The sequence below is a fragment of the Corynebacterium sp. sy017 genome, assembly GCF_017918135.1.
GTDB lineage: Bacteria > Actinomycetota > Actinomycetes > Mycobacteriales > Mycobacteriaceae > Corynebacterium.
Genome location: NZ_RZUE01000002.1, coordinates 371,358 through 384,277 on the forward strand (window position 1 = coordinate 371,358; position 12,920 = coordinate 384,277).

The 12,920-nt window shown below is 50.3% G+C and carries 6 protein-coding genes; 2 read left to right on the plus strand and 4 right to left on the minus strand.

Annotated elements, in window-relative coordinates; all coding sequences use genetic code 11:
* The first annotated feature begins 45 nt into the window (after nucleotides 1–45).
* Both pks13 and EML15_RS05145 read left to right on the plus strand, forming a co-directional pair.
* Nucleotides 46–4,902 (plus strand): polyketide synthase Pks13, encoded by a 4,857-nt coding sequence (gene pks13, locus EML15_RS05140; protein WP_144274138.1) that lies wholly within the window; start codon nucleotides 46–48, stop codon nucleotides 4,900–4,902.
* Nucleotides 4,903–6,456 (plus strand): acyl-CoA carboxylase subunit beta, encoded by a 1,554-nt coding sequence (locus EML15_RS05145; RefSeq protein WP_144273781.1) that lies wholly within the window; start codon nucleotides 4,903–4,905, stop codon nucleotides 6,454–6,456.
* On the opposite strand, the gene pepN is transcribed toward EML15_RS05145, so the two are convergent.
* The 4 genes from pepN to EML15_RS05165 form a co-directional block, all read right to left on the minus strand.
* Nucleotides 6,449–8,998: an aminopeptidase N gene (gene pepN, locus EML15_RS05150; RefSeq protein ID WP_144273782.1), complete on the minus strand. Its 2,550-nt coding sequence runs from the start codon at nucleotides 8,996–8,998 to the stop codon at nucleotides 6,449–6,451. The two genes, EML15_RS05145 and pepN, sit on opposite strands and share 8 nt — an antisense overlap.
* Nucleotides 8,979–9,383, minus strand: a complete 405-nt coding sequence (locus EML15_RS05155; protein ID WP_246858134.1) for a DUF3054 domain-containing protein — start codon at nucleotides 9,381–9,383, stop codon at nucleotides 8,979–8,981. The genes pepN and EML15_RS05155 overlap by 20 nt, the downstream gene beginning before the upstream one ends.
* Nucleotides 9,384–9,461: 78 nt before the next feature.
* Nucleotides 9,462–10,547 (minus strand): YbhN family protein, encoded by a 1,086-nt coding sequence (locus EML15_RS05160; RefSeq protein ID WP_255455987.1) that lies wholly within the window; start codon nucleotides 10,545–10,547, stop codon nucleotides 9,462–9,464.
* A complete protein-coding gene (locus tag EML15_RS05165; protein WP_144273783.1) occupies nucleotides 10,531–12,918 on the minus strand; it encodes an MMPL family transporter in 2,388 nt (795 codons plus the stop codon). The genes EML15_RS05160 and EML15_RS05165 overlap by 17 nt, the downstream gene beginning before the upstream one ends.
* Nucleotides 12,919–12,920: the final 2 nt, after the last annotated feature.

The window sequence follows — 12,920 nt, forward strand, 5'->3', positions numbered from 1 at the left end:
GAGACAGCAGCGGCACACGTTGCTGGAACAGATACTGCGGTAGCAATGACAACACAAGAACTACAGGCGTGGTTACGTGATTGGGTTATTGCAACCACGGGATTAGCGTCGGAAGAAGTAAATAACGACAGCCCCATGCAAGCATTTGGCTTATCCTCGCGTGATGTTGTTGTGCTCTCAGGGGAATTAGAAAACCTCTTAGGTATTTCGCTTGACCCAACCATTGCTTATGAATACCCCACAATTACTGCACTAGCACGCTTTTTAACAGTGGGACAGCAAGAAGAACCGCAGGTGGCGAGCGCGCAGCATAACTACCAGCATTTTGCCGGAAACAGTAGTGACCCTGCTGACCGCGATATTGCGATCGTTGGTATGGCAGCGCGTTATCCAGGTGCAGAGGACGTCGAGGCATTCTGGGAAATGCTTATTAATGGTCAAGATGCAATTACCCAACCGCCAGCTCAGCGCTGGGCAGCCTATGCTGATGACACTGAAATGCAACATCGCATGGCTGCACAAAACCTCAGCGGAGGTTATTTAGCAGATATTTCTTCTTTCGACGCAGAATTTTTTGGGCTTTCCCCATTAGAAGCAGTCAATATCGACCCGCAACAGCGCATTATGCTAGAGCTAACATGGCGTGCTCTAGAACACGCGCATATTCCACCAAGTGCCCTCCGCGGCGAATCCGTCGGTGTTTTTATTGGCTCAACCAATAATGACTACGGAATGCTCATCGCCGCAGATACAGCCGAAGCACACCCTTATGCCCTCACGGGTACCGCCTCATCTATCATCGCCAATCGCATCTCCTATGCCTTTGACTTCCGGGGACCATCGATCAACGTCGATACTGCGTGCTCATCATCGTTGGTTTCTACACACCATGCCATCAAAGCACTACGTGGCGGGGAAGTAGACCTTGCCGTTGCTGGTGGGGTAAATATCCTGGCATCGCCTTTTGTCTCTACGGCTTTTGGCGAGCTGGGTGTATTTAGTCCAACCAGCAAAATTCATGCCTTTTCCGACGATGCTGATGGTTTTGTGCGCTCCGACGGAGCAGGGGTGGTGATCCTTAAGCGAGTGCGAGATGCGCTTGCCGACGGCGACCACATTCTGGCAGTGCTCAAAGGCTCCGCAGTCAATTCTGACGGACATTCCAATGGGCTTACGGCACCAAATCCAGACGCACAAGTAGATGTGCTGCGTCGCGCCTATGCTGATGCTGGTGTAGATCCGCAGGCAATTGACTACGTGGAAGCACATGGCACTGGCACGATTCTTGGTGATCCAATAGAGGCGAATGCCATTGGCAGCGTATTAGGCACGGGGCGCAGCGTCGATAAGCCAACATTGCTTGGATCAGTAAAAACAAATATCGGACACACAGAATCGGCAGCAGGTGTTGCTGGTCTGCTCAAGACTGTCCTGGCTATGCAGCATAATGTCCTGCCATCCTCACTGAACTATACCGAGCCTAATCGTTATGTTGATTTCGACGCTCATCACCTCGAAGTAGTAGCGGATCCTCGTGAATGGCCAGAATACTCTGGCAAAAAACTTGCGGGTGTTTCTGCATTTGGCTTTGGTGGCACAAATGCACACGTGGTGGTCAGCGAGTTTGATCATGCCGACTACGCAGCAGAATCAGCCCAAGATAGCAGCACGGATACCGCACTCTATCACGATCATCAGGTTGTATCTTTGCCGATATCTGGGTTGTTGCCTTCGCGCCGCGCTCGTGCTGCACAAGAACTAGCGACTTTCCTCGATACCTGCACTGATAGTGATCTTGTGGGCTTAGCGCGTTCCTTGGCGCGGAGGAATCATGGGCGTTCGCGCGCAGTGGTGCTTGCTGATTCTGTAGCACAAGCCCAACAGCGTTTGCGCACCATTGCTGATGGAAAAATCAGTACCGGTATATATAGCGCAGATGCACCAAGCACTATTGGGCCAGTATTCGTGTACTCAGGTTTTGGGTCACAGCACCGTAAAATGGTCAAAGAACTCGTTGAATACGCACCGCAATTCCGGGCGCGTTTAGCGCAGCTCGATGAAATTGTTGAGTTTGAGTCCGGTTGGTCTATTCTCAACATCGTCGCCGACGACGAACAAACCTACAACACAGAAACTGCCCAGGTAGCAATTACCGCAATCCAAATTGCCCTGACTGACTATCTTGGGCAACTAGGGGTGAAACCAGCAGCTGTCATGGGAATGTCAATGGGCGAGATTGCCGCTGCCTACGCAGCCGGTGGTCTTAATGCTCACGACGCAATGCGCATTGCTTGCCACCGAGCTCGTCTCATGGGTGAGGGAGAACAATCACTTCCTGAAGATCAGCTTGGCGCAATGGCAGTGGTAGAGCTATCTGCCGAAGATCTAGATTCCTATGCCGATATTGAGCCAGCGGTCTATGCCGCACCAGGAATGACTACAGTGGGCGGACCACGCGCCGCGGTGGTGGCGCTGGTAGAAGCACTAGAAGCAGAAGGAAAATTTGCGCGCCTGCTTAATGTAAAAGGCGCTGGTCATACCAGTGCTGTAGAACCGCTGCTTGGGGAACTTGCTGCAGAGATCGCTGATATTACCCCTCAGCCTGTGCACACTACTCTCTTTAGCTCCGTCGATCGCGGAGTAGTCTATGCACCAGGTGCGATTGTGCACACCAGTGATTATTGGCTCAAGTGTACTCGAGAAGCTGTGTGGTTCCAGGATGCTACCGAACAAGCCTTTGGGGCAGGGCATACCACTCTGATAGAAATTTCACCGCACCCTGTTGCTTTGATGGGAATGATGAGCACTGCATTTAGCGTCGGAAAGCCAGATGCGCAGTTATTGTATGTGCTCAAGCGTAAAGAATCAGTAGCGCAATCCTTGCATGATGTACTGGCCAAACTTTATGTTGCAGGTCAGCCAGTAGATTATGCGGCATTGTATGGTAGAGGAGACATGGTTTCTGCGCCATATATGTCATGGAAGAAAAACCACTATTGGACTGCGGCTCGTCCACGTTCGGGTGGGGGCAGTGCCTTCCCGGGTAAGAAAATCGTGTTGCCTGATGGGACGAAAATTTTTGCTACCCATGCAGATCAGGTGCCAACGAGTGCTCAATTGCTCCAAGCAGTGAGTCAAGAAATTGCCCCAGGGGCTCGGCTGATTGCAGAAAAAGACTATGCGGCACTGCCAAGCTCAGGGGAATTGACCACTGTTGCTAGTCAGAATATCGCAGGGTGGAGTATCAAAATCTATCATGTGCTTGCCGACGACACGACCACACTACTGAGCGAAGGTTTTTGTCTAAACGCCACTGCCGATATTGTGGCTGAGCACGCCCCACGTCCTGTGCTCAATAATCAGGAACCTATAGAAAAGCCAGCAGAACACCATGCTGAGTCAGAGCAGAATTTTGTGTGGGACCGGGCAAGTGGACAAAGCATTGAGGAAAGAATGCGCATTATCGTATCCGAGGCTATGGGATATGACGTAGAAGACCTGCCAGGAGAATTGCCACTTATTGATCTTGGTCTTGATTCTCTCATGGGAATGCGCATTAAGAACCGCATTGAACATGACTTTGCCATTCCGGAATTGAATGTGCAGGCATTAAGAGATGCCTCAGTAGCAGACGCAGTGGCATTAGTGGAAACAATGGTGGCAGCAAAAGAATCAGCGCAGCCGGAGTCTGTGCAACAACACAGCCCTGCGCAGGAGCAAACTCAGCAAGTAGACTCTGCTGCGCCAGCACCTGCCCCACACGCTACCGGAGTAGCTACCGGAGTAGGTGTTGCCCCACGAGATGCTTCTGAGCGATTAGTTTTTGCTACCTGGGCAGGAATAACAGGAGCCGCTGCTGCTGGCGTGACCAGTCCATTGCCTGACATTACCCAAGAAATAGCTGAAGACATTGCACAGCGTCTAACCCAACGCAGTGGTGCTGATATTAGTCCAGCTCATGTGTTGGAGGCGCGTACGTTAGAGCCTTTGGCTAACCGAGTGCGTGAGGCTTTAGAAACTGAGGTAGAAGGCAACATTCGCGTGTTGCGCCCTCGCCAAGAAGGCTCTACAGCACCTGCATTGTTTATGTTCCACCCGGCTGGTGGCTCGTCGGTAGTATATCAGCCGCTTATGCGACGGTTACCAGTGGAAATACCTGTGTATGGCGTCGAGAGGCTCGAAGGGTCTTTAGAGGAACGTGCTGCGGCATATCTCGATGAGATCAAAGAATACAGCCAAGGTTATCCTGTGGTTCTTGGCGGTTGGAGTTTTGGTGGTGCCCTAGCTTATGAGGTAGCGCATCAGCTCCGCGATAGTGATGTGGAGATTATCACCATTGCTCTTTTGGATACTGTGTCGCCAAAGAATCCAATCCCCGACACACCAGAAGAAACCAAGCGACGCTGGGAACGCTATAGTGCCTTTGCCAAGAAAACCTATGGTCTTGAGATACCAGTTCCTTATGAGCTGCTCGAAACTCAAGGCGAAGATGCCCTTCTGGCTATGATGGCTGAGTTTCTTGCTACTACCGACGCCTCTGAGCACGGATTATCTGCAGGGGTGCTAGAGCATCAGCGAGCATCCTTCGTAGACAATCGGATTTTAGATCGCATGGATATGAACAAGTGGGCTGACGTGCACATTCCAGTTATGCTGTTTAGGGCAGAGAGAATGCACGATGGGGCTATTGAACTTGAGCCAGCATATGCAGAAATTGCCGAAGACGGCGGTTGGCGGAGTATCGTAAAGGATTTGGAGATTATTCATCTCAAAGGCGATCACTTGGCTGTGGTGGATGAACCAGAAATTGCAAAAGTTGGACGAGCATTGAGTGAACGCATTGCCACACTACAGGGGCAGCAAGCAGAAAGTGCGCATACAGAGACAAAAGGTGAGTTATAGGTGAGTCTTACTACCACGGCGGAAAAACTGGCAGATTTACGTGCGCGCCTAGCACAAGCACAAGATCCTGGCAGTGAAAGAGCACGTGCTAAACGCGATGCAGCTGGGCGTACCAGTCCACGCCAACGTATTAACAGATTGTTGGATCCAGGTTCCTTTGTGGAAATCGGTGCTCTAGGACGCACCCCTGATGAACCTGACGCTCCATACTCTGATGGTGTGGTCACCGGTTATGGGCGTATCGACGGTCGACCAGTGGCAGTATATGCACACGACAAGACCGTATATGGTGGCTCAGTGGGTGTTACCTTCGGTAAAAAAGTCTGCGAAGTTATGGATATGGCCATCAAAATTGGGTGCCCGGTTATTGGCATTCAAGATTCTGGTGGGGCACGTATCCAAGACGCAGTGACCTCATTAGCCATGTATTCCGAAATTGCTCGACGCCAACTTCCATTATCTGGTCGCAGCCCACAAATATCTATCATGATGGGTAAATCTGCTGGTGGTGCAGTATATGCGCCAGTGACTACGGATTTTGTTATCGCCGTCGACGGCGAAGCAGAAATGTATGTGACCGGTCCTGCGGTCATTAAAGAAGTAACAGGTGAAGAAATCACCTCAGCACAACTTGGTGGGGCGTGTCAGCAAGAACTCAACGGCAATGTTTCCTACGTAGCCAGTGATGAAAAAGACGCCTTTAACTATGTGCATGACCTACTCGAACGACTCCCACTGACCTGCAATGACCCCGCACCAGTATTTGTCGCCCCAACAGACAGTGAAGTAGCACATACATCAGCGCTCGATGTGTTCATGCCAGATGACACAAACGCTGGCTATGATATGCATGATTTACTTACCCAGCTTTTCGACGATGACGACATCCAAGAAATACAACCTAATTTTGCCCCTAATCTGATTACCGCCTTTGCTCGCGTCGATGGGCGTAGCGTAGGAGTATTAGCGAATCAACCACTAGAGTTTGCCGGGTGTATTGATGCGGATGCCGCGGATAAAGGGGCACGCTTTATCCGCATTTGCGACGCCTACAATATCCCATTGATCTTTATCGTAGATACTCCAGGTTATCTTCCAGGCGTACAGCAAGAAGAAGTTGGTCTTATTCACCGTGGGGCAAAGTTGGCATTCGCGTTGGTGGAGGCCACTGTGCCAAAGGTATCTCTGATTGTGCGCAAAGCCTATGGTGGTGCCTATGCTGTCATGGGTTCCAAAAACCTCACCGGTGATATCAACCTTGCTTGGCCAACGGCACAAATTGCAGTTATGGGCGCCGCTGCCGCAGTGGTCATGATCCAAGGCAAACAACTAGCAGCTATTGAAGATCCTGCGCAGCGCGCCTACATGAAAAAAGTGTTCATGGACTTCTATGACGAGAACATGACTAGCCCTTATGTTGCTGCTGAGCGCGGGTACCTTGACGCAATTATTGAGCCGAGTGCAACACGGCTGGTTTTGCGCCAAGCATTGCGACAGCTAGCTGATAAGAGCGAACTGACCACTGAGAAAAAACACACCATTGCGCCTATGTAGTCTCTGGTTGAGTACGTTGCTGACAATGCAACTGCCGACGCACCTGATCATCACACTCCGCGAGTATTCTACCGAGCGCACTAGGCACCTTTGCAGTGGCAAGATAGTTGCGGTAGAGTTCCCGAGCCCGAGGAATATGAGGATATAGTCCTCGGATGATGAGATTAGCAATCTCAATGGGGTGCTCTTGCCAGACAGTATTGAGCTGAGCAAAAAACTCATCTGCATAAGACTCTGGCATAGGCACCTGGTGCGGAGCATTAAACGCACGCAGCAAGGCTTTGATCTGATCATTCGACCATGCGCCAGGTTGACCAACCATATGCGCAATTTTTTCCTTCATCGCCCACTCAGGTGCACAGTGCTGCGCCTCTAAAAACGCAAGCTCAGTATCAAGCGTTGTGTCTTGCGCACGATGTGCTTCAAGCTCCTGGTCACGTAGCGCGTCGATTGCCGCTAAAGCCTTGAGTAAAGACCACTCCACATCATGGGTAATCTCTAGCCCAGGGACCTCACCACCAAGTAGGGCACGCAATCGTGGTGCGGCACGATCAGCCGTGAGCGCACTGAGCGCAAGAATAAGCCCACGGGCATACACCAGCTGCTGATCGCTTGCTGGAGGTGCGCTGCGCACTAAAACCCATAGTGTGTCACTCCAGCTCTCTAGAACAGACAGTTGTTGTGTGGGGGAGGTATAGTAGCGAGCTGCATGAAAAGCATGCTGCACAATATGGGTGAGCACGCTGGTATTACTTTCGCCATAGCTATGTGCTGCAGCAATATCCACAAATTCGCGTGCACTCAGCTCGCCGTCGCGAGTGAGATTCCACAGAGCTGTCCAAATAACAGCACGGCTTAATTCAGAATCAATACTGCTCAGGGCAGATTTAATGCTCGCTAAGGAACGCTGATCAAAACTGATTTTGGCATAGGTGTGGTCATCATCATTGACCACAATGAGGTCGGGAGCTGCCATGCCATGTACAGGAACGGGTGTGGCAGAGGCGTCGAGAAGCACATCATGGGTGCTCGTGCGAATGAGCTGCGTGCCAGAAAAATGATAAAACCCAACATTGACGCGGTGCGGGCGAATGGGAGTATTCGGCAAAAAGGAGCGCTGGTGGATGGTGAGGTCAGCAATGTGCTCGCCAGAGAGTTGGAGTTCGGGACGCAATTCATCCGGTCCGCTGGTACGCAACCATCGTGTTGCCCAATCCTGGAGGTCATGTTCGGTGTATTGCGAAAGTACCGTGAGGAAATCGTCGAATGTGGCGCTGGAAAAAGCATACGATCGGAAATAATCCCTGGCTGCGGCATAGAAATTCTCTTTGCCCACAAAGTGCACTAATTGTTTGAGTACGGCAGCGCCTTTGGCATATGTAATACCGTCGAAGTTTTGCCGCGCAGCATCAACATCAGGAATATCTGCTTTAATGGGGTGCGTCGTAGGCAATTGATCTTGCACATATGCCCAATTCTTGCGATTACCTGCAAAAATTGCCCATGCCTGTGTGAATGTAGTGGCAGCGACACTAGCGTCAGCACCCATATATTCAGCAAAGGACTCTTTGAGCCAAAGGTCATCCCACCAGCGAGGAGTGACCAAATCACCAAACCACATATGGCTCATCTCGTGCAAAATAGTGTTTGCGCGTGCCGCGTGCTGACTCTGGGTCGGACGAGAACGGAAAATATAGGACTCGGTAAAAGTGACCAAGCCTGGGTTTTCCATCGCGCCAAGGTTATATTCAGGCACGAAGATACTGTCATACTTGCCCCACGGGTAGGCAAAACCAAAGTTTTCGTGGAAAAAACTTAACCCCTGTGCGGTGATTTCACTGATTTCTGCGTCGGCGTAGCGTGCCATTGACGCACGAGTCCACACACCAATCTCTACTTCCTGCCCCTGTGGACTCGTCCACGTATCAGCAAAGGCACAAACATAAGGGCCGGCAGCAAAAGCAACAAGATAGCTTGATAGTGCTGGGGTAGGGGCAAAAGTATATGTGGTTGTTGTGTCCTGCTCGTGCTTATCGACGGATTGCGCTACGGATTTTTGATTAGATAATCCCACCCAACCTGCTGGAACGGTAAGAGAAGTATGGAATATGGTTTTCAGATCAGGTTGGTCAAAGCAGGGGAAGATACGTCGTGCGTCGGAAGGCTCAGAATGAGAATACACATAGGTGGTGTTGTCATGTGGGTCGTGGAACCGATGTAATCCCTGACCAGTGCGCGAATACTGGGAATGTGCCCAAATATCGAGTTGGATCATGTGGCGAGCTGGTACTCTAAGCCGTATCTTTGCGTCTGCGAACTCAAAGGCACACTCGGTGCCGGATAATGTTACGCGATCGACCTGCTGGCCAAGATAATCCAGCTCAATGTCGCCAGTAGTGCTGGTGAGGGTGAGCGTGGTGTGTACGGGGAAAGTATCTGCTTGTGGTGCTTGGCTCAGGTCGAGGTGAATCGCTTGGCTGTGGAGGATAATCTCAGCACTGCGCTTGCGTGCTGTATCTAAGCTAACGCTTGATGAAGCCATAGATTACTCTCCAACCAATAATGAACAAACCAGAAAAGAACGAGGCTACAAGTACAAAAGACCAGTGTGGAATGGCGTTGTCATTGATCAATGACCAGATGAATAGTCCGCCGATAACAGTAGCTAGCCATACTTGAACACCAAAGCGCACACTAGATGAGTGTGGTGCTTTTGCTCGTGATTCTGGCGAGGCGAGACGGCGTATCTGGTTAGCCCACGCAAGTGAGGTACCCATAGCGAAGGTGAAAAAGGTAAAGAGGATTTCTAATACATTCAAGCCACCGTGTGCGATTCTTGCCAGAATTGCAAAAACTGCGATTGCTGCATAGTCGAAATGGAAGTAGGGCATGACATATGCTTCTAGCCCTTGTTTATCAGAATTCATGAGACAAGCCTTTCTTATACAATTTTCTACTTTGCTATAAAAACTAGCTCTTAGTTTAGCGCTTTTAAGTGGCAGAATTTAATTTTTTTCGCTCGCAAGTGCGCCTACTTGCACTCCACTGCCTCGAATAGCGGAATAAGCGTAGAGAAGCCAGCCAATGGCAGTGATAATCACAAATGACAAAATCCGATACGCAAAGACTGCGCCAAAAGCATCAGCAACGGTCATGCCGGTAGCCACCAGAGCACTGGTCATTGAGGCTTCAACTGGACCCAACCCAGCAGGGGTAACTTGGGCAGTACCGGCGATTTTAGAGGTCACAAAGGCGAGGGTGACTCCAAGAATCGTGGTGTTATTTTCGATATGGATGACACCTGGCAGCACATCAGTCACTGCTCCCACGCACAACCATAACGCAAGAATATCAAGCACCCAATTGGTCAAAGACAGCAGGGAAATCCAACTAAACTTCCAGAAAGACAAGCGCACATTCCCAAGCTGATCGACGTGTTCTTCTAGCTTTTCGACGCCATCCAATATTGGGCGGCGTCGAAGGCGATTCCAAAAGCGCAATACCTTGACCGCTATCTTCTTAGTGTGCTGAGGATGATTGGTAGCAGCATAGACTACCAGAGCAAGGGCACTCATGAATAGGGCGGAACATACCAGCGGTGTGAGCGAAAAGCTGGCATTGAGGAAGAAAATCGCAATCAGGCCAAGGGCAATGAGCCACATCGTCGACAGTGCTCCTGACACAATAATGAACCAGGAACTAATGAGCACACTGACCTGCCATTTACGCATGGTATGGAATTGATACACCGTAGAGATAGCAGCGCCCCCGGGGAAAGTCGACGACCAGGAGTTTGATACGAGAGTCAGATGTAAAGTATGGCGCAAAGGGATATGACTGCCGCCTGCTTTAAGGAGTAATCGCATAACCTCTGCCATAGCCACAATGGAGATAAAGATGGAAAGGAATGCGACAATGAGCAGGAGTGGATTGGCGTGCACCACATTGTCATAGCCCTGGGCAAGGAAAGGCATTTTATCGCGAAGCAAAAAAGCAACAAAACACAAGATGACAAGTGGGCTGAGAAACCTCACCCACTTGTTGTGCATAAAACGACCAATGGCGCCGGGAGTCTTATTGTTTTTCTTCACGGATTCTTTGGATCAACTCAGAGAAGGGAACAAGTTCATTATTATCAGTTGCTGCCCGCCCACTACGACTTGCAGTGTTATGGACTGGCTGCACAGCGTCAATACTAAGCTCAGTATCCTCACTTGGCGTAGGCGGAGCTGGTGGCGTAGGGCTTGGCGTAGGCGGAGCTGGTGGCGTAGGGCTTGGCGTAGGCGGCGTTGGCGGAGGAGCAACAGGCACTGTTGCTGTTTTGGGCACCGCAATGCCACCGCGATTACCATGCCCAATCTTCGCGCTGAGTTTTTTGACAAACTGTGGTGCCCACCAGTTATCAGTGCGCAGTAGATGCATCACTGCTGGAACAAGGAGCATACGAATCACAGTGGCGTCGAAAAGCAAGGCAAAGATCATGCCAAAAGCAATGTATTTCATCATGACGATTTCTGAGAAGCCGAAAGCGCCACACACCACAATCATAATCAGTGCCGCAGCGGTAATAATGCCGCCGGTATGGGCGGTTCCCGCTATGATGGAGCGGTCTGTGGTATTGCCCTTGGTGCGTGCCTCTACCATGCGAGAAACGAGAAAAACCTCATAGTCGGTGGAGAGCCCATACACAATGGCAATGATGAGCATGAGCACTGGACTCATCAATGGTCCAGCGGTGAAGTTAAAGATACCGGAGCCAATACCATGCACAAACATCAGGGTGAGCAGACCAAGTGTGGAACCAAGCCCGAGTACGGTCATAATGATGGCTTTAAGCGGCAGCACCATAGAACCAAATACCAAAGACATCAGGAGGAAAGTAGCCAGAATAATATAGAGCGCCATAAAAGGAGCGCGATCAACAAGCGCTTCGATAGATTCCACACCAAGAGCGGGTGTGCCGCCAATGAGTAGCTCCACTCCTGCAGGTGCTTCAATCGCACGCAGCTGCTCAATAACGTGCTCATTGTCGTCTCTATCTGTAATGCCGGCAGATAGTACTGTCACTCCGTTAACAGTTGCAGAATAACTAAAACGGCTCGTTAAGCCCTCGATTTTATTCGCTTGAGCGTATATCGGAATGAGCTGATCATTCGAGGCATTTTTGACGATAAGTTTTACTGGATCAGTTCGGAAATTAGGGAACTGTTCATCAAATTTTTGCTGGGCGACGCGCACCTGATGATCTGGCGGCAAGTAGGTTTCATTCAGTCCACCAAACTTAATTCCGGTCAGTGGAACTGCCAAGGCAATAAGACCAGTAACGATAACAACAGTAACTACTTTGGCGTGTTTAATTGCCCACTGTGGAATTTTATACCACCACGTATCTTCAATACGCTTACCTACTCGTGAGGTTTTCCGAATGGTGAAAGCATCAATTTTGGTGCCAAGAACACCGAAAAGAGCTGGCAGAACCGTAATGGATAGTAGTGCTGCCAAGGCAACTGCGCTAATTGCGCCATAAGCAACTGATTTGAGGAATGCTTGTGGAAAAATCAAGAGTGCCGATAGGGCGACTGCAACCATGGCTGCAGAAAAAGCCACTGTTTGTCCAGCGGTAGCCGTCGTAGTGCGTACTGCGGTTTCTACGTCGTTGCCTTTATCTAGTTCTTCGCGGAAACGAGACACCATGAACAGGCCGTAGTCGATGGCCAGACCAAGACCTAGGAGCGTGATAACAGATTGTGCAAACACGTTGACCTGTGTGGATTGTGCTAAAAGTGCTAGTACCCCCATAGAACCTAAGATGGACAAACCACCAACAATAAGGGGCATGAATGCGGCAATGACAGAGCCAAAAACAATGAGCAGGAGCACACCGACCAATGGCAGCGCATAGAGTTCAGCACGACGAATATCTCGAGTCATGCCCTCATCGAGTGCGTCTGCAACTGCAGTTGCCCCTGCAACACTGACAGATACTCCTGGAAAGTGAGGTGCCAGCTGTGACTCAATCGCACGGAAATCCTTGAGGGTTTGTTCGTCATCGCCTTTGAGCGCAATGGCAGCAAAAGCAGTGGTGCCATCGGCAGAGACAAGCGACTTATTGCGTGGGCGCTTTTGATCGAAATAGCTATTGATACTGGCAATGCGATCAGGATTATTGCGTTGTAGCTCGCTTAAGTAAGTAGATATAGCCTCAAATTGTGCAGAAGAACTAATGCCTGAGGGATCGTCGAAGAGCATGATGACATCACCAGAGCTATCTCTACCGAATGTTTCTTCCTCGATAGCAGCAGCTTGTGTGGAAGCCGAATGCGGATCTTCCCAGCCTTCTTGGCTCATGCGATCATTGAGTTTTGTGCCGCATAGCGCAAAGAGCACCAAGATAAGCAAGGTGACCACGATGGGGATGATACGACGATGGCGATAGGAAAAGCCACCCCAGAGAGAAAACATAT